Source organism: Amycolatopsis sp. NPDC031561, assembly GCF_055580625.1.
Window position 1 is genome coordinate 46434 of record NZ_JBVILA010000039.1, and the last position, 24579, is coordinate 71012.

Consider the following 24579-nt stretch of genomic DNA (forward strand, 5'->3'; position numbering starts at 1 on the left):
CCGACAGAACCGCCTGCCGACACTCACTCACCGACTTCCCGGGACTTCTCACCCGCCGGTCGGTGGTGTTCGCACCGAGGCGCCTGCCGAAGCCGGGCTCGTGGCGCCTTCATCAGCTGACGAGACGAGCGCGAGGGTGATGTCGTGTCCGGAGTGGCCGACGGTGCATACGCGATGCCCGAGACGGGCAAGGAAGTCGCGGAAGCTGCGGAAGCCGTAATGGATGGTGTCGAACGACGTGTCGAGGGCGACCATTTTCGCCTTGACCTGCGCCGCGGTGGGGGTGGCGGCGGTGATCTGCTCCATCGCCGTAACCAGTAGCGCTTCGGCGTCGGCGAGCGTGTGCGCGGCCGCCGGCACTGGCGGCCCGGCCTCGCAGGTGGTGTTGGGTTGCGGGTCGACGCGGGTGACGATGGAGCCGAACAGCTTGTATTCCGAGCACACCGACACGAGCCGGGCGCTAGCTGCGCTCTCGGCGCCAACACCGATGACGTGCTTGCCGTGCTCGCGCAGCTTCGCCACGAGAGGCGAGAAGTCGCTGTCGCCGGAGACGAGGACGAACGCGTCGACGCCGGGGTGGATGAGCAGGGTTTCCATCGCGTCGACGGCCATGCGGATGTCGGCGCCCTTCTTGCGGCCGGGACCGTGCCCCAGCTGCACGAGGTCGATCCCGTTGCGTTCCAGAGCGGGCTGGTACCGGCCGAAGCGGGGGTTGGCCCAGTCGCCGTAGGCGCGGCGGATCGTGGTCGAGCCGTAGGCCCGGCACAGCCAGGTCAGCGCTGTCGCCGGGACCGGGTCCGCCAGGCCGGGCAGGCTGGCGATCGCGCCAAGCACCAAGTTCTCGAAGTCGATGAGCAGCGCCAGCTGCCCTCCGCGGTCGCGAGCCTCGGGCAGGTACGGGTTATGGCGTTTGTGGGCGGCTTCGGCATCGCGGACCAGACGCACCGCCTCGGAGTCGACGGGACTTTCCGGCAACGGGTCACTCCTCATCCACAGCCTCGTCGGCGGGCAGGTCGTCAGGGCGGGGGCGGCGCTTTGTCGGTCGTGATCTTCATGGCGTTAGAACGGTTCCTCGTCTTCGTTCTCGACGTCGGGGGTGATGCCGAGAGCGGCGTCGATGTCGTCGTCGGTGACCGGGGCAGCGCCAAGGTGTTCGAGAAGGCGATTGATGCCGATCCCAAGTCCGATGATCGGCCGGTACACATTGCGCTGGAACTCGTGCAGGTCGCGGCCGGTGGTGCTGACGTTCAGCCCGATCGGCGTCAGCTGGTGGCGCAGTCCGCGCAGGGCGGCCATGGTGGCCGGCTGTTCGGAGTCAAGGTGCCATTCTTCAGGCTGATCGTAGGGCTCGTAGTGGACATGACCATCGCCGATAGAGCTGTCGGGCTGGGTCCAGCGCCAGGTGCCCGACCAGTGCGGGCCCTCGTGCCCGGTGGTGCCCCGGCACGAGCTGAAGTCGCCCTCCATTTCGTAGATCTGCTCAGGACAGCCGGTCATGGTTTCGGCCGTAGCGGACATTCAGCTCCTCGGTTCGGGTTTGAGGGCCGCGGGCATTCCGGGCAGGTCAGCGGGCCAGCCACTGCGGTTGGACGGGGGCTCGGATTCGTGCCAGGTGAAAGTGAACCCCATCTCGGCGAGCATGCGGCAGCTGTCCCAGGCCGTCACGCCGATGTCGATGTCGGTCACCAGCAGCAGCTCCTCGCCTTTGCTGTAAGCGGGACGGCCGAAGCCGCGTACCCGGCGGGCGCTGTTCTCGTCAGGCGCCCACAGCCAGGTCGACCGCGGCCTGGAGGAGAACTGCAGAATCTGAGGAGAAAGGTCCACGTCCTCCTACCGGCACTGCTACGCCTACGCTGGAGAGCTGTTCTGGTGCGCGCTGCCAAGCCCCTCGGCGGGATCCCCTCCCGAACGAGGACCTCGCCGGGGAGCTGGAGGCGTTCCGCCAGGGTCGCAGTGTTCGGAAACCCGCACGTTTACTGGCAGGCTCGATCCAGGTTCACGAACGCGTTTTTCAAACGAATCGAGGCCGAGATGACCACGGGGAAGAGCAGCCGCGCCGACATGGCCCGCCGAGACGGCCCGGCTCGGCGCGATGCTCGCGGGCAAGGGCCTGACGTCCGATCAGGTCGCGGCGCTCATGCGCGACGAGGTCCAGCCGGTCCTGGCTGATGCCGTCCGGCGGGTCAAGGCCGGCGTGAAGGTCGACGAGATCGAGTTCGCCTCGCGGCCCTCGCCGCTTCCCGACGATGGCTCGTGATTCCCCAGACGATGGTGTGCGGCAATGCGTTCGTCGACGTACCTGCCGTGCCAGGCTCATGAGTCGGCCTCGCTTCGGCGGCGGACAGCGGCTCCGGGTTGATCGCGAAGCGCCCGGAGGATCGCGACGCGCTCAGCGGGGGTGGCGTTGTTCAGGACGATCTCCAGTTCACGCCGGCGGCTTTCGGCGCGGATCTTGGCCAGGACACAGCGGGTGATCCCGGTGGCGGCGACAGGGCTGGCCAGCAGCCAACTCCACATGACGGTGGTCCTCCGACGTACTGAGTGTTGGGCAGCCCCGGCCAGAACGGCACGAGCTGTGCCACAACGTTTACGCAGCTCAGAACGTCCTTGTGACGATCATTTATACGAGTTTGCGCCCGGTTAAGGATCTTTTGCCCGTTTTCCACGATGTAGAGCCTGCCCGATTCGCTCTCTCGTGGACCGTGTTTTTACAGCGGTTTATAGTTCGTGCCACCTTGTTGTGAACTGCACTACGCCTGGGGAGGACGTCGTGGGGGCTTGGAGCCAACCGAAACTGCCCGAGGGGCCGCTGCGGGACCTGAACTGTGAACTGCACCGGCTGCACGCCCGCTCCGGATATCGCAGCAGTTACCAGATCGCCGCATGGCTGGCCGCGCGCGCGGAGCGCGATCCTGACATCCTCGACAGCTGGAAGAGCCCATCGCACACCTCGGTGCACAAGGTCCTGATCCGCCCGGTGCTGCCGAACCGTGCGATCACGATCGACGTCGTCGAGGCGCTCATCGCCCTGGGCAAACTGCCCGACGGCCGCACCGTCCTCGACCGTGTAGAAGAACTCTGGTCCGCGGCCTTCGACACCGTCCAGCACCCTACGGCCGGCCCCGCCCTCGCACCGCCGGCCGCGACACCTCCCGTCCAGGCCCGGCGCCGCCGGAGCGGACGGCCGATGCCCGCTCCGCTAGGAGTGATCCCAAAGAGCTGGGAACGGAAATACGACTCCTCGCCCGCAGTCTCGCCTCACGCGATGGCGACGCAGGGGCGGCGCAAGGACCAGCGTGAGGCCCCGGACGAGGCTGCTGAAGAGAGGCTGTGGCCGCAGGCCGAGCCCATCGAGCCGGTCTCACTGGTGGTGCTGCAGGATCATGTGGTGCCCGGCGACCAGGACTCGCAACAGCTCGAATGGGACGAACTGACTCGGGTACTAAACGAAGCCCGGCAGGGTGTGAACTGGCCGCTCCCGGGGGAGGCACCGCGAGCACGCCCTTATACCCAGCCCGTGCTTTGGAAACCGCATACGGGACCGGGTGAGGTGATGACCGTAGGAGAGCTGATCGGCAAGATCAACCGGGAACAGATCCAGATCACTGGCATGCCTGCCGTCGAGACCGCATCAGGGCTCATCCAGCCCGCCGCCGGCGAGCCGCCGCTGACCCTGTTCATTGACAAGAAGATGCACCTGCTCGAACCCGGCTCCGAGATCGACCGCTTCGGACTTGGGCGGGGAAACCTGACCTACGCCGCCGGGACACCGTTTCCCGAGCGTTCCCTCCCACCTCACTGGCGGGAACGCGACTACCACCTCTACCGGGTCGAAGAACCGATCGATGTCCTCACCGGCCGCGCCTCCCCCTGGGCCAGTCAGCCCGGCGGCGGACGGATGTACTTGCTCCCGCGCACGATCAACACCCTGCTCAACTCTGGACGCCTCAGCGAGATCCGCTCCGTCGACGACGCCTTCCACTCACCGCTACGCGACCGCCGGGCCAGCGCCCTGGGTGACCTCACATCAGGCCGGCCTGGTGGAGCTTGACGACCGCGGTGGCCAGCCCGCCGAGCAGGTTGACGCCCCAGATGAGCCGGAACATCTTGTAGGCCATGTCCCGCCGGGGTTTGGTCGAGTGCCTGCTCAGTGCGACGCGAAGGCAGCAGGCGGCCAGTGCGGCGACGAAGACGGCGTAGCCGCCGACGAAGACCCAGAGCCACATCGCGTAGTCCTCTCCTTAAAGATCGGGAGAGAACCTTCGGGGCCCGCTTCGCTTTATATTCGCGCGAAACGACAAGTGCAAGCTGCGTCCTGGGTGCGCCGGAAATTGCTCCCCCTCGCGGGGTCGCCGAGCTTGGGGCGGCAAAGGAGATGTCTTAGACCTGTTCCGGATAATGCCCTATTATTCGGAACAAGCCATCCCTGGCAGGAAACCGACCTGGGCGGACGCCGCGCGCCGCGCGCGGTGAACCGACGTGTTATCCGGAACACGGAGTGCGATGGGGCCGTGGCCGCGATCCGGACCGCGCCGGACGGGCTACCGCGATCGCCGTGTGGGCCGCGCACCTGCCGACCGTGCGCGGCCGCTCCGGTTACCTCACCGCGCCGGACACGACCCGCGCCTACCTGTCCGCCGCCGACGCCGTCATCGACCCGGCCGCCGCCGCGCTCCGGACCGCGGTCACCGGCCGGTGGGGGAGCGCGGCGCCGGCGACTTTCAACGCCAAGCGCGCCGCGATCGCCGTCTCCACCGCGTTCTGCCGCGATCGCGGCTGGACCACCGCTAACCCGCTTGCCGCTCGCTCGCGCCCTGCAGCCGAAACCGCTCCCGCGCGCCCGGCCGCGCGCCGAGGTCGACCGGCTCCTGCGCGACACCAGCCACCCGCTGCGCGACCGGGTGCTGTGGGTGCTGCTGTACGAGACCACCGCGCGCGCCGAAGAGATCCTCGCCCTCGACGTCGAGGACCTCGACCTGCGCAACTCCCGCGCCGCCGTCGCCCGCAAGGGCAGCGCGCCGGACATCGTCACCTGGGACCGCGGCGGCCTGGCCGCTCGGCTGCTCGCCCGCTACCTCGGCGCTCGCGCCCGGGGCCCGCTGTTCCTCACCGTCCGCGCGGCGAAAGGCTCCGCGAAGGGCACCGTCCGCCCGGGCGACCTCGACCCGGACACCGGCCGCGGCCGGTACGGCTACGACGCCGCCCTCAAAGCGCTGAAGAAGGCCACCGGCGGCTGGACGCCGCACGATTTGCGGCATTCCGGTTTGACGCACAACGCCGAAGACGGCCAGGACGTCACCCACCTCATGGTCAAATCTGGCCACCAGGACATCCGCGACACTTGCCCCCCGCCGACGCTGCCCAGCGCACCACCGAAGAAGCTCGCGCCCGCCATGCCAGGCGAGCGAAGTAGCCTGTCATGTGGCAGCGATGCGCCCTGCGACTCGGGTACTAGAGGCTTCCTCTGTCGAGGCAAGGACGACCGGTACAGCAACCAGTCGCGTCCACTCTTGCTCCGCGTCGTCCGGTAGTTCGACGGTCCATCCGACCGGCCATGAGGGGGTCTGTCCCGTGATCGGTGTTTCCGGCGTTGTTGATCAGTAGGTTTCGGCTCCCGGCCAGCGGTCACCGAATGTGATGGCGAAGGCGTTGAGTACGGGCTTCCAGCGCATCGTCCATCGGGGCGGCCTGCTCCGGTCGGGTCCAGGCTGCGGGTCACAAGGTACAGGCACTTCATCGCGGCCTGCTCGGTCGGGAAATGCCCGCGTGCGCGGATCGCCCGCCGGTAACGGGCGTTCAGTGATTCGATCGCGTTGGTGGAGCAGATCATCGTCCGGATCTCGATGTCATAGTCGAGGAACGGCACGAACTCGTTCCAGGCGTTACGCCACAGCCGGTTCATCGCCCGGTATTTCGCTCCCCATTTCTCGTCGAGTTCGTCCAGTGCGGCCATCGCGGCGTCGGGGTTGGGTGCGGTGTAGATGGGTTTGATGTCTCGTTTCACCGTGTCCCAGTCCCGGCGAGAAGCGAGCCGGAAGGTGTTGCGGATCAAATGGACGATGCACGTTTGGACGACGGTGTGCGGCCACACGTTTGTCACGGCCTCCGGAAGGCCTTTGAGGCCGTCGCAGACGAGGAAGAACACGTCCCGGACGCCGCGGTTCTTCAGATCGATCAGCACGCTCATCCAGAACTTCGCACCTTCACCGCCGGTGCCCATCCACAGCCCGAACACGTCCTTCCGCCCGTCCACGGTGACGCCGATAGCGGCGTAGACAGGCCGGTTGGCGACCTGCCCGTCGCGGACCTTGACGTGGATCGCGTCGATGAACACGGTCACGTATACCGCGTCGAGCGGTCGGCTGGCCCAGTCTTGCATCTCGGCGACGACCTTATCGGTGATCCGTGAGATCGTTTCCTTGCTGACCGAAGTCCCGTAGATCTCGGCAAAATGTGCCGAAATATCCCCCGTCGTCATTCCCTTCGCATACAACGACAACACGATCTCATCCACCTCGGTAAGGCGGCGCTGCCGCTTCTTCACGATCTGCGGCTCGAACGTGTTTCCCGATCCGGTGGCACATCGATGCCGACCTCGCCCGCAGCATCCGAAACCACCGTTTTAGACCGAGTGCCGTTCCGGACATTCGTCGACTCGCGGTCCGGCTCGGCCTGGTTCTTCTCATGCCCGAGGTGCTCGGTCATCTCCTCGTTCAATGCGGTTTCCAGCACATTCTTGGTGAACAGCTTCAGCAGGCCATCCGGGCCGGTCAAGGCCAACCCCCGCGCCTTCGCCTCGGCCACCATCGCCGCCGCAGCGGCCTGCTCCAGCGACAGCTCCCGCGCAGCCTTGGACTCACTCTTGCGTGGACTCACAAGGTCCGATGTCATCACTCACAGTGCCCATCCCGCCGGACCTCAGCCCAGCGTGTCGGGCCGAAAACACCGATCTTGGAACAGTCCCAACGCGAACACCCGGCCTTGGCGCCGGCGGAGCCCGGTGACTTTCAGACCGTGACCGGCTTCGGATGCGCCGATCGTTGTAGACGCGAAGCCGCGTCATCGAGTATCCGCCCAGAACGTCGCACTCGTGCTCGGTAGACCGGCGTACAGCGGTGCTGGCCGACAACAAGAGAGGCGAGGCCCGTCGGGCATAACTCCGACACGGGCCTCGACCCTGATGGCGTCGATCACTCGCGATGTGATCGCGAGCTGATCACACGGGGGTATATCAGGTGACGGTGATCGTGACCGATGGGGCGAAGGAGACGCAGAGCGTTCCATCGAGGAGCAAGACGTAGGAGTGGACCGGCACGCCGGCTGCGGCGGGGCCGCGGGTCAGTGTGAGCGTACGAGCAGGCGGGTTGAAGTCGTGGCTCCCTCGGGCAGCCGAATAGCCGCCCTGCGTGGATGTTCCGCCGTTGTCCGTGATGATGACACGCCAGTTCACGTCCCATATCCCAGACCAGTCGGTGCGCACGTGGGCGCCGGTGTCCATGGTGGCTCGAGAGTTGCCGAGAGCGGACATGCTCACCATGGACCATCCGCAGTTGCCGTACTTGTAGTTCGTCGCGTTCGTGCTCACCTCGCCGGAATCGGTCGTCACTAGCGCGCCGGAGGGCTCGCCCAAGCCTGCGCGTGCCGCATCGGCCTGTGACTTCGGCACAGAGTCTTGATAGCCGCCTGGACGAGTGATCACCTCGTAACCGTTGGCCTCGGCAACTGCTCGGTCAAAGCCGACTGCCCATAGGCCATCCTGGAGATCGCCGGTGGCGGCTGCTGGCGGCTCTGCATCCGCTGAAAGGGGAGACATCGCCAGAAGCAACAATGCAGATAGTGTCGTGAAGATGGAAGGTAATGAACGCATATTTCCTCGATTCCAGAATTAGCGAGCGGGTCGGGTTTCTCACCTAGGCGCCAGTAGTGAACTGATCACCGCATCACCTGCAACTCTGCCGACCTGCAGGTGCGTCGGCAACGCCTAGGCCAATTGGCGAGGCGGCCTGCGTCTAACGTCTTTCTCGAGCCGCCCCGATGCGTCCTTACTGCGGTGTTTCAGCACCCGGCCGGTTCGCGTCACTTCCAAATGTGTACCGTGGCGCCGGCGCAGCCTGTGTCGCAAATGATCGTCGCGTCGTACGTGGAGTACACGTTGGACAGGCCCTTCCACAGCGCCGAATTGAAGTAGCCGCTGTAGACGATCTTGCCGTTGTTCACGTCGCGGACGTTGATCCGGTAGTTCGTCCTGATGTTGCCGGTGGAGACGAACACCTGGTGCTGCGCATTGGCTGGCGTGCTACCGGCGGTGCAGGTCTTGGCCGGCACAGTGCAGTAGTGATCGTCCGCCGCGAGCGCCGGCCCCGGCGTGGCTACCAGCATCGCGCCTGCGGCCACCGTACCGGTCACCGCTGCCTTGATCGATTTCCTCATCGGTCCTCCTCGGTTGTGTCGGGCCGGTCCGGTGGTTCTGTATCCCTCGCGTGCGGCGTGCGCCGCGACCGGCCTGAACTCGTGAAGATGGTGGACTCCCGATTCGCCGTGACCTCACCACGTTTTGGCAATCGCCTGGTCAGCGGTCGTACGACGGTGTGCGGACAGAGTAGGAAGGGGCCTGGGGAGGAGGGCGTCGTGGCGACAGAACTGCGTGTGCTCGGGCAGGTCGAGCTGCGGGTTGATGGCCGGTTGGTGGAGGTTGGTCACGCGCGGCAGCGGTGTGTGTTGGCGGTTCTGCTGGTGGAGGCGAACCGGGTCGTCACGATGGAGCAGCTGCTGGAGCGCGTGTGGGCGGACCGGTTGCCCTATAAGGCCCGCGCGGTGGCCAGCAATTACGTGTCGCGGCTACGACGGGTGCTGGCGGGTGAGATCGCGGTCGTGCGGCGGGGCGGCGGGTACGTGCTGGAGGTGGATCCGGAAGCGGTGGACCTGCTCCGATTTCGCCACCTCGTACAACAGGCTCGCAGTGCAGTCGACGCGCGGGCGCTGACGCTGCTGGAGGAGGCGGCAGGGCTGTGGCGTGGCGAGGCGTTCGAGGGGCTCGACACTCCGTGGATCGCCGCTGTCCGTGAAGGCCTGGCACAAGAGCGGTTCGCCGTCGACGTCGATCGCACTGACCTGGCGCTCGCGCACGGCAGGCACGCGGAGTTGTGCGCCGAGCTGGCCGAGCGAGCGAATGCGCATCCACTGGACGAACGGGTCGTCGGGCAGCTGATGCTCGCTTTGTACCGCAACGGCCGCCAGGCGGAGGCACTCCTGCGGTTCGACAGCATCCGTGCACGGCTGGCCGACGAGGTGGGCGCCGATCCGGGGTCGGAACTGCGCGACAACCTTTAGGGGCAATCCTTTGAGCCTGGGTGGCGTGACACCAGATCAGACGTCGTCGGCTTCCTGGTCGTCCGGTTCGGGTTCGAACTCCTCGGGTCGTTCGTCGTCGCCGTACTGTGCGACGGCCTGGTCGCTGAGGTCCAGCACGACTGGCTTGCCCATCGCCTCGGCCGCGACCTTGACCAGGGCGGCGGTGCGGACTTCGAAGAACTTGTCGAAGTCAGCGGCTCGGAGGAGCGCGGGATCGATGTGGTGGGTGGCCACGATCGTGTCCAGCGCCTCCGCGCTCAGGCCGGTGTCCCTCTCCAGTTTGGCGAGGTAGTCGCGGGGGGATCGTCCGCCGATCGACCGGTTGGTCTCATACGAGATGGGTGTCTTGTTGACGATGCTTTCGCGATGTGCGTCGTCGACGCCGTTCTTCGAACACCACGCTTTCGGGAAGATGTGGTGGACATCGATCTTGAGGGGCACGAAGGTGGCATGTCCGATGACCTTCCGGTACTTCCAGTCGGTCGCGCCGCCGCGCATCATCAGCGCGTAGAGGCCCTTGTAGGCGGAACTGTTCCTGGTCTTCAGGGACAGCAGGCGACTTTCCCGGAATCCGGCGCGAGCCACCGTCTCCGGCACGGTGGCGGTGTCGCCGAGTGCCCAGGCCGGTACCTGCTCGACGTCACGGGCGAAGCGGGTCTCGACGGCGCCGCCGTACAACTCGCCCAGTACGCCGCACCAGTACCATTGGCGGATGCGCCGGCTCGTGGTGTGGACATCGATCTGGTCGCCAAGCAGGACTCGCAGTACCGCCAGCGGAACCAGTTGCGTCCGGTACGACAGATCGGCGACGGTGAACACGTTTTCCTGAGCGAGGAACCCCGCTGCCCACTCCAGCCCGTCGGCGACCTGTGGCACCCACTTGAGGTAGTCCTGCAGGGAGAGTTTCAGGATGTCGGCTCGGCGGGCGCTGGTCGCGGGCAGGTCTCCGGTAGGCGCGGTGGTCTCGGTGCGCTTGCGGCGTTCGTGGGTAGCCAGCAGGGTGACTGCCTGCAACAGGTCACTGCTCTGCAGCCCTCTGAGCACGAGGTGATGGTCGAGCCGCTCTTTGAGCTGCCGCCAGTTGTCGTTGAGCCGGAAGTCGGTGCCGCGTTCGGTGAAGTAGGCCGCGTCGCCGGCGAACATGGCGGTCAGGAGCTCGAAGACGTCGAGAGCGAGACCTCCGGTGTTGACCTTCTCGAAGACGGTACAGACGGCTTCTTTCGTGGTGTCTTTGCCGAGCAGGATCGCGGGGATGCGGTAGCCGATCATCGGGGTCAGGATTTCGGCCTGGAAGCGTTGCACGGTGACGATCCGCGCGTTGTCGGCCATTCCGCCGGGGGCGGCGTATTCCATCAGCCATTTCATCGCCGCGGCCTGGTCGAAGGCCAGCGACATCGGGAACATGCCCGCGGCCTGCTCCGAGTGAGGCGTGGACAGATCGAGAGCGATGGTGCGACCGAAGTCCGACCGGACTTTGCGGTCTGCGGGGATGGACGCGATGGCCTCGTCGCGGTCGGCGGGATCACCCAGGGCCTTGTTGATGTTGAGGTAGTACCAGCGCTGGAGCTTCTTCTTGCGGGCGTCGGTGGTTTCGACGGGCCGTTTTCCGGTGAGCGCCTGGTACAGGGATGTCATGCGTTGCTGGCCGTCGAGCAGGAGGTGGTTCGGGTGGACGTCGTCCTTCAAGGACACGCCTGCCAGCGTTTTGGGTTTGAACCTGGTGTGGGTGCTTCCGGTCTCCAGCATCATCAGCACCCCCATGGGATGCCCCAGCGTGAGCGTGGAGAGCAGCGACCGGATACGGTCGTCGTCCCATTTGTTACTCCCGCTGGAAATCCGGGAGCTGCAGCTTGCCGATGCGGGCCTGCTGCAGTAAGTCCGTCAAGGGCAGCTGCGGGCTCTGGAAACTCATGCTCTTCTACCTCGAGCTCTTCGGGTGCAGATCATGTGTGGTCGTGTGCACAGTGACAGCGGCGCTGCTTCGTGGCTGTGGCACCGCAGGATGAGGAGTCGCCGGATGCCGGGGTCCTTCACCTGCCGGTGGTGTCGAGAGCGGGAGCCAGTCGCGCCCGCCGCGCGCGGCCGCATCGGTCATCCGGTCGAAGGCTTCGAGGACAAGGCGGCGCGTACGGTACTCGCCGAAGTCACGCTCCTCGTACTTCCGTACGACGGGGAACGAGTCCAGGACATGCTCGGCCTCGGTGCGGGTTAGGCCGTAGGTGTGGAGCATGGCGGCGTCGAGGTCGGCGCGCAGCAACGCTCGACGGTCGGGATTCCAGCGGAACGGTGGGCCGTGGTCGCCCATGTCGTTGGCGTACGGCTGCAGTCGCCACGAAGTGTAGGACAGCTCGAGAATGTACGGGATGACCCAATCAGCAAGGGTGCGTTCTGCTTGCCATGAGGTTGTCTGAGTAAAGGTTGTAGGGCTAGGGCAGGCGATTTGCTTCATAACGAAGTAGGTCATCCCGGTGCCGCTGATCTTTTGGCGAGCGATGTAGTCGAAGGCCATCGATGACCAGATGGCATGCAGTAGCGGTCCGTGCGCGAACTTTTCGGGATAGGCAAGGGGGAACTTATGGCCGACGGCGCTGGTCGGCAGTACGGCCGGTACGAATGTGCGCATGTTGCTCGCGTTGGTGATGTCGCGCCAGCCGAGTAGCCACTTTCGGTCCCATTTGCCGTCCAGTGTCGCAGCGACCTTTGGCTGGGCAACCCAGTATCGGGCCAAAGGTTCAGTTTGCGGATCGTCATGTTGCTCCGCGGTCAGCCTCGGGAGAGAGCCGACGTTCAACTGGGCCTGCGTCGCGTTGCGGTAGGTGGAGAAGCGGTGGTCGAAGTGGCCGAGCATCTTTGCCTCGTACAGGGGCAGGTACTCGAGCTCTTGCCCCTCGTATGACCAGCCGTTGAACGTTGCCGCAGCGAGGTCCGCAGGCTGGCTGAACAGCACTGAGTCGTTGGCCATGTGAAATAGTGTGCCGAACGACAAGCGCCATGGGCCGCCGTCTGTGGCTCCGTCTCGGATGAGCACGGGATACCTGCGGTAGATGCCCAGAGTGATGTCGGCATCCGCGCGGGTCCGGAACATCGGGAGCGTTCCGGTATTGGGGTTCAACGCCAGAACCTCGTCCGGGGCGAGCTCGAAGCGTCTACCCTGGACGTCGGCCAGATGGCGGATGAGGAACGCGAATCGGGTCAGCGCAACGGTCTTGTCAATCCCTGCGATCACGGTGATCGCGAAACGCATCCGGTGATCGGTTCCGGAAAAGACTCTGTCCTCGTTTTCGAAGTCGTAGAACGCGAGCAGTCGCTGCTTGCTGAGTGTGTCCGCAAAGAACGGCGCGGTGGTCTTGTCTGTGGCGAGGCCTGTGGGGGTGAGCATGCCGGCGATTCCGGTCGGCGCTGTGATGGTGCGCATGGTTTCGGCGAAGACGCTGTAGGTGTTGACATCTCCTTGACCGGTGAGGGGATAGCGGCCGCTGTGAAGGAGGATGTGGCTGACGCCGTCCGACATGCGGAGCTCAGCCAGGTAGGCGTCGTGCAGGGGCGGATCTTGTGTGGCCAGGGACTTGATCATGGTGGCGCGGATGGCGGCGGTCTTGGCGTCGGCGATGTCGTTGCGCCCGATCGCGGAGAAGAACTCCTTGTCCTGGATTTTCACTCGTTCCCAGGTCGGGTTACCGATGACACAGGAGAAACCACCTTGCCAACCGGTCACTGGATCGACGCCTTCGGAGCCCGTTTCGGGGGCGGTGAAGATGCCGGGGAACTCCAGATGCCAGTGGAAGAAGCGGTACTGGCGAGCGAGGTCACCGATCGTCGTGCGGAGCACCGCGGGAACGCCGCTGGGGTCCTCGATGATCTGGCGAACGGTGTCGTGGGTGATGCTTTGGCCGGTTGCTCGCGATTTGAGTTGCAAGAAGGCGGCGCACCATGCGTCTGCGGCGAGTTTCCTGGCGGTGAACTCTGGATCTGCTTCCAGTCGACGCCAGCCGTCAGCTCGAACACTTATCGTCGCCCGGGTAGTGGTGGGGGTTTGCTCCAGTTCGCGTGCTTGTGCGGTCAATGTCGAGGTTTCGACGTCGAACGCCGTCAGTTGTCCGGATTCGCGGGCACGCTCGGTTTTGTTGCGGGCCTTGAGTTTGGCGGTCCATGTGGAGTCGTCGCCGGTGAGGACGGTGAACGCGGCGTTGGGGATGCCTGTGCGGATCAGCGCGGGAGTGGTTCCGAGCAGTGAGTTGCCGACTTTGAAGTGGGCGTCGAGGAAGGGAAATGGTCTGGTGCCGTCGAAGGCTTCCAACCAGAGTGCGACTTTGGTGATCTCGATTGCCAGGTCGTTGAGGTCGACGCCGTAGAGGCAGCGTTCGATGACGTCGGCGGTGGCTGACCGGAGCGCTCTGGGGCTGGGTTCCGTGTCGTGGGTGCGGACCGTAGCGAGCGCGGCGGCGATGCGCCGTGCTGCCGCGACGACGAAGTGTCCGCTGCCGACGGCGGGGTCGACGACGGTGATGGCCAGCAGTGCGGTTTCGGGGTCGGCCTTGCCGTCTAGGGCTTCGGCGATGAGCGGATCCAGGGCCTCGTCGAGGACGACCGCGATGAGGCCGGAGGGTGTGTAATAGGAGCCGGATTTCTTGCGGTCGTTGCCTGCGGCCTTTGCCAGGCTGAAGGTCCGGGCGTCCGCGTTGTAGCGCGGGGAGTAGGCGAGCAGTCCTTCATAGATACCGCCGAGTTCTTCACTGTCCAGGTTGCGGTAGTCGACCGGGCGAGCGGCACCTGTCTTGGTGTCGGTGATCTCGGCGAGAGCGCGGATGGCGGCGAGCAAGTCGCGATTGGGAAGGACGGCGTTAGCGAGGACACCGAGGTTTTCCCTGGCGAAGAGGGTGGCGCCGAGTCCGGGTAGGGCGAGGTTGTCGAGGCCGTCGCCGGCGAGGGAGTTGGTGACGATCTGGTGGGCAGGCCATAGATCGGTGTGGCGGGTTCCGGTGCGGGTGGCCGCTAGGTGGCGTAAGCGGGCGGTGGAGAAGTACTCGTTGTAGAGGTTCTGGGCGTCGGTGTCGGTGCTGGCGGTGTGCAGCAGGTCGCGGTCTTCGGCGACGAAGAGCACGATGAACCGGTAGGCGACTCGCAACAGCGCCCGGTGCAGATCCTTGGCCGCGTCGGGGGAGGTCGCGAGCATGGACCGCAGATGACTGTTCCACGGGTGGGAGACGAAGCCGGTTCCCAGGTAGGTGAGTGCGGTGGCGACGCCTTCGCGCAGTTTGGTCAGGGCGCGGGTGCCGTCGGCGATCGCTGAGGTGCGCCATTGCTCCAGCCAGCAGCTCTCGGGAGTGAGCGTGGACGGGTCTGATTCCCTGGTGTCGGCGATGGGGGCGAGGCGGCTGGCGTGGACGGTGAGCAGGAAGAGCCGGAAGTCGGCGTAGCGCTGGTTGTCGAAGATGTCGTCGAGGTCGAATTCCACATAGGACTGTTTGGTCAGGCTGGAGGCGTCTCGGAGCAGTCGTAATGTGTGGCCGTTCGAGACGATTCCCCAGAGATTGCTGCGGCTGCGGTTGAGGTAGTCCTGCACCATCGATTGGGGTGCTCGGGCGGTGACGCCGGGGGTGCGGTTGTCGAGGCTGATGCCGCCGCCGACCAGATGCAGGGGCACAACTGTGGTGGGTTCAGCGGTTCCGGAGGACCACGCGATGCGGTGGGAGAGGGGGAAGTGCGTCGCTTGGGTTTCGCCGAGTCCCGGAGGAAGGTCGATTCCTCCCGGGAGCGTTTCGGGGCGGCCGTAGCCGAGTTCGTAGAGCAGGGGCAGGAGCCACCGGTCCCGAGTCAGCGCGGTGGCGGGGTCTCCGGCGGGGCGCCGGTCGACGGCGGTCTTCCAGGCGTGGTGGGCGCCGAGTGCGGCGTCCCAGGCTCGGGCGACCGCGGCGCTGATCGTCATCCCCGGGGTGAGCTGGTAGTCCTCCGCTGTTTGGCCTGGCATCCCCAAGGTCGACGGCGTGGGTGAGGGCCTCGCTGGGAAGCACTGTGCCAACCGTGGCAATGGAGCGGAACGCTGTGAGAGTGGTCTACGTGGTCCGATCTGGAAGGTAGAGGTAGAGGCCGAGGACGTCGGGCGGGGGCAGAAGCCGGGCTTGGAGCCCTCGGAGTGCGACATGACTGCTGCGGCGCACCGCGCGGTGCGCCTTCACCGCCTCGGTGGCGATCGCTTTGCCGCGGAGGCCCAGGTGGGCCTGGAGTTCGGGCAGGCGGTCCAGGGCATGCTGGAGCTGGCCGCGGGCAAGGTCGTCGCGGACGTTGGCGGTGGGCGGGGCCAGGAGCAGCGCGGCTGTCGCGGCCGGGTCAAGCCAGCGGACCAGCCCGTTGTGCACGGTGAAGCCAAGGAATTGGGCGTCTTCGGCTACCTGAGTGATGGTGCGGCGTGAGCCGGGGACGACGAGTTCGATGCGGAACCGGACGACCAACAGGGTCGTGACGGTGTCGACGGCGGAGGTGCGGATGACGGCGGCCCGGCGTGCGGGACGGGCGGTGGCCGGGAGCAGGGGGTCTAGAGCGGCGTCTAGGACGTAGCGGGCGAGTGCCTCGATGGTGGGGTCTGTACGGGTGAGCAGCGGCTCACCTGGTGGGACGGGCAGGGACCGGTGGAATCGCAGTGTTGACGCCTTGGTGGCCGGGAGCTGGTCGACCAATGCGTGGGGGAGGGTGTCGATGCGCACGATGAACCCGTCGTCGGTGTCGGTGAGCTGACCGGAGAGCAGAGCCAGAGCGTCCCGCGTGAATCGTTCGGCGTCGGCGGGACCGCCCAGGGAGCGGCGGACATCGGCGAGGGTGGCTTCCACCTCACCGGGGTGGAGAGCAGCTTGGCGGAACCGGGATCGGGAGGCTTTCTCTCGTTCCGCGGCGTCGATCCACTGGGTGAGGACGGCGTCGGCGGTGTCGTTGTCGGTGGCCGCGCTGAGGTCGAGGGAGAGTTGCTGGGGGTCGGTGCCGCGTAACAGCAGGGACTCCCAGATCGCGCTCATCACGGTGGTGGAGTCGGCCGGGACCGGGACTGAGACGCCGGTGGTGCGGCGAATGCTCTCGTGGCGTCGAAGGAGAACGTCCAGGACGACGCCGTCGATCTTGTTGTCGGAGCCGTAGTAGGTGACGGCGCGGACCGTCTTCGCGGTCTGGCCGAATCGGTCGATGCGGCCTTCACGCTGTTCGTGGCGGGTGGGGTTCCAGGCCAGGTCGTAGTGGACGACCGCGGTGAAGCCTTCCTGGAGGTTGACGCCTTCGGACAGGCAGTCCGTCGAGACGAGGACCCGCTGTCCGGGGTGCGCGGTGAGGTTTTTGACGCGTGCTTCGCGTTCCTCTGGAGGAAGGGTTCCACTGATGGCTTCGACGCGTACGCCGGGCAGTCGGCGTAGCGCTGTCGAGAGATGTTCGGCGACGTACTCCGTCGTCGGGATGTAGCGGCAGAAGACGATCGGATGGTAGCCGTCGGCGACCAGCGCGCTGACGATGGCGACGACGCGTTTGAGCTTCGCGTCGCACTTGACCCCGCGTAGAGCGGCGGCTTCGGCGGCGAAACCGCGCAGGCGCCGACGGGCCGAGGCGTGAGGGCCGTCGCTGGTGGAGACGGCGGCGCCCAAGGCGGTGTCGTCGCCGTCGACGGTGTCGTCGAGGTCGACGTCGAACACGCGGGGTCCGGCGACCGAGTCGGCGTCTTCCACGCTCTGGGCGTCGTCGAGTTGAGAGCGGTTGAGGAGTGTCTGTTCCGCGGCGGCCGGGCTGGACGCGATGGAACGAAGTAGCGCGATAGCGGACCACCAGCGCACTCGCCGCCGGACGTCACCGATCGACGGATCGCCTACTTGTTCGCGGGAGTAGGAGAGCACGCGATCGAACAGCTTCCGATACGCCGGAGTGAGCTTGTAGCTTTCCTCTGCGCGTTCGCGGGTGGGGAAGGGTGTTTCCTCGGTCAAGTAGTCGCGGATGTCGGCGCGCTGGCGTTGGATGAGGAACTTCGCGAGCAGCTTGCGGTCCTCGTCGTGGTCCGGTCCGGAAAGATCGACGGGCAGTTCGGCGAAGCGGCCGTCCAGCAGGCCGACGAGGCGTTGCCAGGCGCCGTCGTCACCGTTGTGCGGGGTGGCGGTGAGCAGCAGCAGGTGCCGGGACTGATCGTCGGCGAGTTTGCGCAGCAGTATGTAGCGCTGGTGTGCTGGGGAGGAGCCGACCGTCGACGTCGGTGCGATGCACGTGTGCGCCTCGTCGACGATCACCAATTCGGGGCAGAGCAAGGCGAACTCGTCGCGGCGGCTGTGCTGCTTGATGTAGTCGGTGGAGATGATCAGGTACGGGTAGTGCTCGTAGACGGTCGATCCGAACGGCACCGAACGTGCCAGCCTGTTCGCCGTCGAGGGCAGCAGCAGCTCGGCGTTGATCCCGAACTTGGTACGCAGCTCCGACTGCCACTGCGGAGCGAGCTGGGGCGAGCAGAGCACCGCCAGCCGCTGGGCTTCGCCGCTGTGAGTTCGGCGGCGATCAGGCCCGCTTCGATGGTTTTTCCGACACCGACTCCGTCGGCGATGAGCAGGCGGGCCGTGTCCTGCGCGGTGGCCATCATCAGCGGGACGAGCTGGTAGTTGCGTGGGGTGACCGCCAGTTGGGCGAAGGGTCGGAACGGCCCGGCCGTGGCGCGGAACGACAGGCGTAGCGCGTCGCGAAGGAGGCGGGCGCGGGCGGCGTCTCCGCGGTCGTCGACGCTCGGTGCGTCGAAGGTCGCGGCTGTGGGTTTGTCCTGGTCCGGGAGCAGAACGGTGGTCTCGTCGTCGCGGCCGCCCAGCGGGCGAGCGAGGAGCATGCCCGTAGGGGATCCAGGCAGGACCAGCCATTCGCGGCCGCGCGCGGCGACGAGGGTGCCGGGACGGAACTCGGTCATGGTCATGACGGGTCCTTGCTTGTGCCGAAGACAGTCGGATTGCCAGCCACCAGGTGTTGCCAGCCCGGCGGATCTCCGCAGGCGCTGGTGCGTGCGGCCTCGTGGTGGAACCGCAGGACCAGCCAGCCGGCTTCGTCCTCGAGCTTGGCCCGGGCCGCCTCGTCCTTGATCGCCTGGTGCGCGCTGTCATGGATCGGGCCGTCGACGAAGATGGCGACGTTTCCGTCGGGGCTGAGGAAAGTGAAGTCGGGGCGGACGTAGTAGCCCTCGACGATCTGCTGGGCCTCGTCGGGCAAGCGGTAGCCGTGGGTGGCGAGGAAGCGCAAGAACTGTCTTTCCAGCCCGTTGCTGTGTTCTTCCAAACGAGCCAGTCGTTCCCCGCTGTCCGTCTCGGCGCTGTCGTCGACGGTGAGGGTGGCGGTGGTGAGCTGACTGAGCAGCTCGATCACGTCGTGGCGATCGAGTGCCTGATGATCAAGCTGGTTGCTGTAGGACAGCAAGCAGTCATAGCAAGCCTGGGCACAGGGTTCGGTGGCGTGGTCGGCCTTGCCGAGATCCGCGCCGGTGTCGGGGTCGTAATGCATGAGCTGGATGGCCCGGCGCGCCACCCGGCGGATCTGGCCCGGTTCGGTGGCAAGTCTGCGAAGTACTCCCGCGCCGCCTTCCGCCGCTTCGAACATCAACAGCACCGACCAGGCATGGTCACTGGTCCGGTCGGGCATCGGCTCGGCCGCGAGCTCGGAACTCTCGAGCTGGAACTCGGCTTCTATCGCGCGTTTGAGTGCGTACATCGCGGCGATGCGCTGTTCTCTGGCAATGTGCGGGGCGAGTTTGATCAACAGGGCGTTGCGATGATCCTCGACGTAGGGCACTACACGCTGGACACGATCGTCGGGTCCTTGGGGAAGCGTCGAGCCGTCCGCGGCGGTGAGGTCCGCAGTGCGGGCCCACGTGCCGTCGAGAGTGTCGAGCAGGTAGCCCTGCTCGTCCTTGTTCTTGCGGCGGCGGAGCCCGACGTTCATCCGGCGGATCAGCGCTGTGTCGCCGTAGCTGAGGTTCGCGAGCAGACCGCCGTTGTGATCGGTGAGTGTGCTTTTCAGTTCGCTGGCGCGTTCGCCGTAGGGTTCGAACCTGATGGCGGTGGTGATCTCGTGTCCGGCGCGTTGGCGTTCTTCTTCGTCAGCGCTGATGCGATCACGGCGGCGGGTTTTCACTGCGAGCAGCTTCATCATCCGGCTCATGGTGAGCAGATCACCCGAGCCGCAGTACTGGCAGGTCTCGTGGGTGGTGGGGCCGTTGCTGTCATGCAGGTAGCCGCAGGCTTGGCAGCGTTTGATCTCGGTGACGTTGATGCCGGAGCCGTCATCACGGGTGGGGAGGCTGACCCGTTTGACCTCGTAACGGGCGCCTTCGTGATAGATGAACGCCCCCGGGCCGAACTCGCTGATCGCCAGGAATCTAGGCCTTTGAACGTAGTCCCCTTGACCGTGGCGGGTCTTACGTTCGGCCGGGATGAACGCTGCCAGCGGCAGCCTGGGGAAGGAGTATCCGGGCAGGAATCCTTCGGAGGCGAAGTAGCGGTATGGGTAGAAGTCACCTTGATTGACGTCATCGGTTTCACCCTTGAGGAGGTCCAATGCGGCGCGGGCTTCCGATATCTGTCCGCGGGCACGCCTCTTCGCCGGTTCGGAGGCGCCGATGGTCTTGAGGACTTCGTTGGCGGAGTCGAGTTCGGCTCGGGCTTCCCGGTAGAGCCCGCGCCAGCGGTGTAGTGCTTGCTGGAAGCGCTGGGGTGCTTCGGCGACGGCGGCGTCGATCCAGTCGGCACGCCACCATGGAGCATTCGTCACCTCGCGGGTTGCCCCCAGGACCGTCCTGATGGCCGTGGCTGCTTTCGCGGCGGACCCGGAGATCTTCGAAACGATGTCCTCGCGTAGTGGCTGCGTGGGCAGGTCGACGTCGAGCAGGTCGGTCATACTCGCCTTGAGGTCGAGATCGATGACGGCCAGCCAGATGGCGTGGGCATGGGCGCGTACGAGATCCTGATTGCTCAATTCCAGCCGTGGCGGAGCGACCGCGCCAGCGACCATGTCCTGGCTGCGCCCGAAGTAGTAGTTGTCGTGGGCGTTGCCGGTGGCGCAGTAGGTCAGCACGACGGCCGGTTGCCCGGAGAGTCCCGCGCGGCCGGAACGCTGCGCGTAGTTGGCCGGGGTAGGCGGCACGTTGCGCATCCCGACGACGTTGAGGCTCTTGATGTCGACGCCTAGCTCCATCGTCGGGGAGCAATACAACACGGGCAGTTCCGCGTCGCTGAAGCGTCGTTCGCGGTCCTGCCGGTTTCCCGGGCTCACTTGAGCGGTGTGCTCGCGAGCTTCGAGCCCGGCCAGCCCGGTCGCTGTCTCCGCGTAGAAACGCCGGAAGTAAGGGTTGACCCTGCCTGCGAGAGTGTTGGTGCGGAGGGGATCAGGCGCGCGATGTGCGCCGTCACCGGCCCGCCACTCGATCATGCCGGACTGGACGCGGTACCCCGTGCGTTTGGTGCGGTCCTCGACTTTGGCGAGCATGCCGACGGTAGCCAGCACACCCAACAGTGTGGCGATGAGCTTGTTGGCGTCCTGCACGGTCAACCGGGACGTGAGATGCGGGAATCGGTCCGGGCGGCGGAGCCACCGTCCGAACTGGCCCAGGCCGGACAGATACAGGTCGCGACCGATTCCGATGGGTGCCCGAGGACGGGCTCCCGCATAGCAGGTCGCGGCGTAGACCCCTTGTTCATCCGTGAGCGCCCACGGCGCGCGCAGCCACTCCTGACTGGCCCGCTTGATGTCTTCGTAGCGGTCCTCGGTGAGATAGGACGACTCGATGCAGATGTTGCGCCGCAATTCGTTCAGCAACGTCTCCATGATCAACAGTCGAGTGACGGGATCGGCGCCGGCGAGCGGCTGGCCCTTCGCTGCCCACTTCGATTCGTCGCCTGCCAGCTCGTCCAGGCCCGCGTAGGTCAACAGAAGCTGGCCGGTCTGTTCGAGGTTGGGCATGGTGATCCGCCAGCCGCGCCGCAGATCAGCCCAGACCCGGTAGGTGACCGATTCTCGCAATGCCCGGATGACCTTCGTCTTCGCCGCGTATTCGACATCCGGATTCAGGGCGTAGTCGCCGATCTTCACCTTCAGGCACTCGATCACCCTGCGGCCGAGATCCTCGTCGGTGAGCGGCTCGTCGGGGTGGTGTCGTTGCTGGTGCAGTGCCGCCTGATACAGGGCGGATCGGACCATGCCGACGAGGACGAAGTCGTTGAAATGTCCTGCCTGCAGGCTGGCGTCCTGCCTGTTGTCCGAAAAAGACAAGGAACTTGCGGGCCTCCGCTTCGAGGTCCTCGGCCTCGCGCAAGGTACGCACCACCGCCTGGGACAGGACGGACACCGCGCTGGCTCGGCCTCCTGTGCCCAGACTCGCGACCCGAGAGAATTCCGACTGCGACGCGCTTTCATAGCTGGTCTTGCACGCCGGGCAGAAATGCAATGTCTCGAAGAACGCGGCCGTGACGCCGTCGTCGCGGACGTCACCGAAGACGTCCACCTGGACGCCCTTCGGCAGCCGCGGCCAGCGCGCCTTGTCCAGTACACGATTCTGCCCGGACTCCATGATCCAGTCGTCGGGAACGAGTTCGAGCAAGTCCTCGGATGACCGGTCCGGCCACGCCCTGTCAGTGATCAGCAGCAGTCCTGCGGAGTTATCCTGCTCGCCCAGGTTTCCACCGAGCAGACGAGGTTCGAACCGTGTACCACCCTTTTTCTTGGTGACGACAAGGAAATCCTGACCGCACTCGCGGCAGAAAGCGAGGGGGAATAACGGCTGACCCGCTGGCCCCAGGGGAGCGCTGCGCTGATAGTGCGTCGTGAGATATCGCCGCTCGGGACGGTCGAGGGTGACATAGGCGGTATCGCCCTTGCCGATGAACTGGTGAAGCTTGAAGGCGAACAGAGCACGTCCGTCTTCGTCACGGGAACGAGAACCGACCAGGAGCGTTTCCCGGAGCGCTCGAGCACACGTAACGAGATCTGTGCCGGTCAGCTCGGCGAGCCGCCCCGCAGCGTCCTGCAGCCGAACTGGCGGGAGGCGGGCGAGCCTGCCTTCGTCGTCCTCACCCAGCCCGAAGGTCTGCTCGATCCAGATCGCCAGATCATCCCGGCGCAACGCGTCCTGGCCGGCTGGCGGGCTCGCGAGCACTCGCGCGGTGAGTCGGTGTGTCGTGCTCTCGCCGATGGTGGCTCGCCGCAGGGACTCTCCGACGACATTGGTGGCCGGGATCGGTGTGCCGAACAGCCGGCTCGCCAGCATCGCCACTTCTGCTCGCTGCTCCGCCCTGGTGCCAGGACCGGCAAGGGTCGCGCTCGTGCCCACGCACAGCAGCTGCTCCGCGCCCACGGCCCTGCGCAGGCGGCGGATCAGCATGGCGACGTCGGCGCCCTGGCGGCCTCGATAGGTGTGCAGCTCGTCGAGCACAAGGAACGACAGGTTCCGGGCGCTGGTGATGAGACTCGTGCGTTCTCGGGGACGGGTCAGCATCAGCTCGAGCATTACGTAGTTGGTGAGCAGGATGTCGGGTGGGCGGGCGAGGATACCGTCGCGTTCAGCCCGGCTCTCCTGACCGGTATACCGCTCGAACGTCACCTGCGGTGCGACCTTGCCGAGGAACTTCTCGAGCTCGCCACGCTGACTGTTGGCCAGGGCGTTCATCGGGTAGACGATGATCGCGCGGACACCTCGCCCGGACCCTTCTCGCAGGACGCGATCGACGATGGGCACGATGTAGGCCATCGACTTTCCCGATCCGGTCCCCGTGGTCAGGACGTAGGACTCGCGGCGTGCGGCGATCTCGATGGCGTCGACTTGGTGCTGGTGAAAGGCGATTTCCTGCCCGTCGGCGCTGGACGTCGTACGAGCACGGAAGATGGCTCGATTGTCCGGATGCAATAGTTCCTGGTCGACGAGCTCACCGACAGTACCGCCAGGCTCGAAAGCCGGATTCAGCGCGAGCCACGGCTCGGGCCACATCAGCCCGTTGTCGACTTCACGCTGCACTTTTGCCAAGATTTCCGGGTCGCGAATATTGAGAAATCCCCGCACGAAAGCTTTGTAGTCCTCGAGAACCTCGCTGAGAGCAGCGAAAGCGTCCATTTTTCCTGATCTCTGCACGTCATCCCACCGTGACGGCGGGCGCGGTCAGTGCTATTCGCCGCATGGGCTATCAGGACCACGGACGCGACCAAAACCCGAGAACCTCGAAGACTGTGAAGGGCCTGCGCTGAAGGCGCTGTAATACAGGTTGACACTGCAGTCTAAACCTTCGTTAAGTAACGTATCTAGACGCAGTCATCACTAATGCTGTCGTATTTTGACGAGAACCGTTTCATATTGGGCCATTCGTGGTGCCGAGTCTCGTTGGTGAAGAAATTAATACCGCGAGATTTGGTGTACAATGACCGTCGGTTTTGGTCGGCGAGACCAGATCTGCTGCTCTGTCGCAGAGAGGGCCACAGTCCATTTCCCAGCGTTGTCGGACCGGGGGAGGTCGAGGAGGGTCGGAAGACCCGGCTGAAAAGGGTCATTCGGTTCTGTCCTCGCGGCGGGAGAATCTGGATCGTGTCATTATCGGCCCGTTTGCCGGCGGAGGATCGCGGGCTGGTCTGGAGGTCCGAGAGCGACGGCTTCAGTTGAGGTGCCTGCGGGCTCATCGGGCTGCTCGGCATAGCCGGATTCGTGCTGTTGTTCACCTGCCAGTACCCGAAACCGGTCACGACTTCATCCTCGGCATGGACCGCTGGATCATCCAGGGTCACCGTGACAGTCTCGGACTCCGACTATCCCGGCAGCGTCCCGATTTCCACGTAAGCGTTCTCTGCCCAGCGGGTGCAGGTCGATTTGTGCCATCCCTGAAGCAGGGTATGCCAGTTCGCAGGTCATCCCAGTCTTCCACGGTAGGCCGGGCTCGCGCTGGAATCGTGGTCCAGCCGGTTGATCACACACGGTAACCTCGCCCGCTGGCAAGGAAAATCCGGAGATGCTACCGGGGCAGCTACTGCACTCCAGCAACTGCTGGCCGACCAACTGAGGGTGCTTGGTGCTGACCACCCCGATTGCTCAATAACTCGCCGCGAAATCGCATCCTGGCAAGGGGAATCCGGAGAAGTAGCAGAGGCCATTGTCGCGCTCCAGGAACTGCTAGTGTCGCGCGTCTGATGTTCGTTGACGGGTGGCGTGGGGCAGGATTTCGTCGGCGGTTTTGGTCCAGGTGAAGGGGTGGCAGCGGGTGTTCC

17 protein-coding genes and 1 pseudogene are annotated in these 24579 nt (G+C 65.5%); 4 read left to right on the forward strand and 14 right to left on the reverse strand.

Features of this window, described 5'->3' with window-relative positions; translation table 11 throughout:
• Positions 1 to 48: 48 nt before the first annotated feature.
• The 3 genes from ACZ5IK_RS42310 to ACZ5IK_RS42320 all read right to left on the reverse strand — a co-directional run bounded on the left by ACZ5IK_RS42310 (position 49) and on the right by ACZ5IK_RS42320 (position 1824).
• Positions 49 to 975, reverse strand: coding sequence for an NYN domain-containing protein (locus ACZ5IK_RS42310; protein ID WP_465492868.1), 927 nt, complete (start codon positions 973 to 975; stop codon positions 49 to 51).
• An 84-nt stretch (positions 976 to 1059) separates the two neighbouring features.
• Positions 1060 to 1518 carry a hypothetical protein gene (locus ACZ5IK_RS42315; RefSeq protein WP_465492869.1) on the reverse strand — a complete coding sequence of 153 codons (459 nt, stop codon included), beginning with the start codon at positions 1516 to 1518 and terminating at the stop codon, positions 1060 to 1062.
• A complete protein-coding gene (locus ACZ5IK_RS42320; protein WP_465492870.1) occupies positions 1519 to 1824 on the reverse strand; it encodes a hypothetical protein in 306 nt (101 codons plus the stop codon).
• A 268-nt stretch (positions 1825 to 2092) separates the two neighbouring features.
• On the opposite strand from ACZ5IK_RS42320, the gene ACZ5IK_RS42325 reads away from it, so the two are divergent.
• Entirely contained in the window at positions 2093 to 2257 is a 165-nt protein-coding gene (locus tag ACZ5IK_RS42325; protein WP_465492871.1) for a hypothetical protein, read from the forward strand.
• Positions 2258 to 2313: 56 nt separating this feature from the next.
• Here ACZ5IK_RS42325 and ACZ5IK_RS42330 read toward each other — a convergent pair whose 3' ends face one another.
• Positions 2314 to 2517 (reverse strand): hypothetical protein, encoded by a 204-nt coding sequence (locus ACZ5IK_RS42330; protein ID WP_465492872.1) that lies wholly within the window; start codon positions 2515 to 2517, stop codon positions 2314 to 2316.
• A 253-nt stretch (positions 2518 to 2770) separates the two neighbouring features.
• Here ACZ5IK_RS42330 and ACZ5IK_RS42335 point away from each other — a divergent pair, with 253 nt between their 5' ends.
• The gene (locus ACZ5IK_RS42335) at positions 2771 to 4051 is read left to right on the forward strand and encodes a TNT domain-containing protein (protein WP_465492873.1); all 1281 of its coding nucleotides are present in this window, start codon (positions 2771 to 2773) and stop codon (positions 4049 to 4051) included.
• On the opposite strand, the gene ACZ5IK_RS42340 is transcribed toward ACZ5IK_RS42335, so the two are convergent.
• Positions 4023 to 4226 (reverse strand): hypothetical protein, encoded by a 204-nt coding sequence (locus ACZ5IK_RS42340; protein ID WP_465492874.1) that lies wholly within the window; start codon positions 4224 to 4226, stop codon positions 4023 to 4025. The genes ACZ5IK_RS42335 and ACZ5IK_RS42340 overlap by 29 nt on opposite strands.
• A gap of 400 nt (positions 4227 to 4626) precedes the next feature.
• Positions 4627 to 4785 carry a hypothetical protein gene (locus ACZ5IK_RS42345; RefSeq protein ID WP_465492875.1) on the reverse strand — a complete coding sequence of 53 codons (159 nt, stop codon included), beginning with the start codon at positions 4783 to 4785 and terminating at the stop codon, positions 4627 to 4629.
• Between the two features lie 125 nt (positions 4786 to 4910).
• Between ACZ5IK_RS42345 and ACZ5IK_RS42350 the strand changes: the two genes are divergently transcribed.
• Positions 4911 to 5531: a site-specific integrase gene (locus ACZ5IK_RS42350; protein ID WP_465492883.1), complete on the forward strand. Its 621-nt coding sequence runs from the start codon at positions 4911 to 4913 to the stop codon at positions 5529 to 5531.
• A 66-nt stretch (positions 5532 to 5597) separates the two neighbouring features.
• Here the strand turns inward: ACZ5IK_RS42350 and ACZ5IK_RS42355 are convergent.
• The 3 genes and pseudogenes from ACZ5IK_RS42355 to ACZ5IK_RS42365 form a co-directional block, all read right to left on the reverse strand.
• A pseudogene (locus tag ACZ5IK_RS42355) lies at positions 5598 to 6891 on the reverse strand (IS256 family transposase).
• 340 nt (positions 6892 to 7231) lie between these two features.
• Complete coding sequence (locus ACZ5IK_RS42360) at positions 7232 to 7867, reverse strand: hypothetical protein (protein WP_465492876.1); 636 nt, start codon at positions 7865 to 7867, stop codon at positions 7232 to 7234.
• Positions 7868 to 8076: 209 nt separating this feature from the next.
• Complete coding sequence (locus ACZ5IK_RS42365; protein ID WP_465492877.1) at positions 8077 to 8430, reverse strand: hypothetical protein; 354 nt, start codon at positions 8428 to 8430, stop codon at positions 8077 to 8079.
• A 198-nt stretch (positions 8431 to 8628) separates the two neighbouring features.
• Here ACZ5IK_RS42365 and ACZ5IK_RS42370 point away from each other — a divergent pair, with 198 nt between their 5' ends.
• Positions 8629 to 9330 carry an AfsR/SARP family transcriptional regulator gene (locus ACZ5IK_RS42370; RefSeq protein ID WP_465492878.1) on the forward strand — a complete coding sequence of 234 codons (702 nt, stop codon included), beginning with the start codon at positions 8629 to 8631 and terminating at the stop codon, positions 9328 to 9330.
• 36 nt (positions 9331 to 9366) lie between these two features.
• On the opposite strand, the gene ACZ5IK_RS42375 is transcribed toward ACZ5IK_RS42370, so the two are convergent.
• The 5 genes from ACZ5IK_RS42375 to ACZ5IK_RS42395 all read right to left on the reverse strand — a co-directional run bounded on the left by ACZ5IK_RS42375 (position 9367) and on the right by ACZ5IK_RS42395 (position 23440).
• Entirely contained in the window at positions 9367 to 11112 is a 1746-nt protein-coding gene (locus ACZ5IK_RS42375) for a GmrSD restriction endonuclease domain-containing protein (protein WP_465492879.1), read from the reverse strand.
• Positions 11113 to 11269: 157 nt separating this feature from the next.
• Positions 11270 to 15277, reverse strand: coding sequence for an Eco57I restriction-modification methylase domain-containing protein (locus ACZ5IK_RS42380; RefSeq protein WP_465492880.1), 4008 nt, complete (start codon positions 15275 to 15277; stop codon positions 11270 to 11272).
• Positions 15278 to 15404: 127 nt separating this feature from the next.
• Positions 15405 to 17822, reverse strand: coding sequence for a helicase-related protein (locus tag ACZ5IK_RS42385; protein ID WP_465492881.1), 2418 nt, complete (start codon positions 17820 to 17822; stop codon positions 15405 to 15407).
• 439 nt (positions 17823 to 18261) lie between these two features.
• Entirely contained in the window at positions 18262 to 21297 is a 3036-nt protein-coding gene (locus ACZ5IK_RS42390; protein WP_465492884.1) for a helicase-related protein, read from the reverse strand.
• A gap of 25 nt (positions 21298 to 21322) precedes the next feature.
• The gene (locus ACZ5IK_RS42395) at positions 21323 to 23440 is read right to left on the reverse strand and encodes a DEAD/DEAH box helicase (RefSeq protein ID WP_465492882.1); all 2118 of its coding nucleotides are present in this window, start codon (positions 23438 to 23440) and stop codon (positions 21323 to 21325) included.
• Between the last annotated feature and the right edge of the window lie 1139 nt (positions 23441 to 24579).

Coding starts and splice junctions, on each gene's coding strand:
- ACZ5IK_RS42365 (WP_465492877.1), bottom strand. CDS start 8,430: ATGAGGAAATCGATCAAGGCAGCGGTGACCGGTACGGTGGCCGCAGGC.
- ACZ5IK_RS42360 (WP_465492876.1), bottom strand. CDS start 7,867: ATGCGTTCATTACCTTCCATCTTCACGACACTATCTGCATTGTTGCTT.
- ACZ5IK_RS42330 (WP_465492872.1), bottom strand. CDS start 2,517: ATGTGGAGTTGGCTGCTGGCCAGCCCTGTCGCCGCCACCGGGATCACC.
- ACZ5IK_RS42315 (WP_465492869.1), bottom strand. CDS start 1,518: ATGTCCGCTACGGCCGAAACCATGACCGGCTGTCCTGAGCAGATCTAC.
- ACZ5IK_RS42395 (WP_465492882.1), bottom strand. CDS start 23,440: ATGGACGCTTTCGCTGCTCTCAGCGAGGTTCTCGAGGACTACAAAGCT.
- ACZ5IK_RS42390 (WP_465492884.1), bottom strand. CDS start 21,297: ATGCCCAACCTCGAACAGACCGGCCAGCTTCTGTTGACCTACGCGGGC.
- ACZ5IK_RS42375 (WP_465492879.1), bottom strand. CDS start 11,112: ATGGGGGTGCTGATGATGCTGGAGACCGGAAGCACCCACACCAGGTTC.
- ACZ5IK_RS42325 (WP_465492871.1), top strand. CDS start 2,093: ATGCTCGCGGGCAAGGGCCTGACGTCCGATCAGGTCGCGGCGCTCATG.
- ACZ5IK_RS42340 (WP_465492874.1), bottom strand. CDS start 4,226: ATGTGGCTCTGGGTCTTCGTCGGCGGCTACGCCGTCTTCGTCGCCGCA.
- ACZ5IK_RS42380 (WP_465492880.1), bottom strand. CDS start 15,277: ATGACGATCAGCGCCGCGGTCGCCCGAGCCTGGGACGCCGCACTCGGC.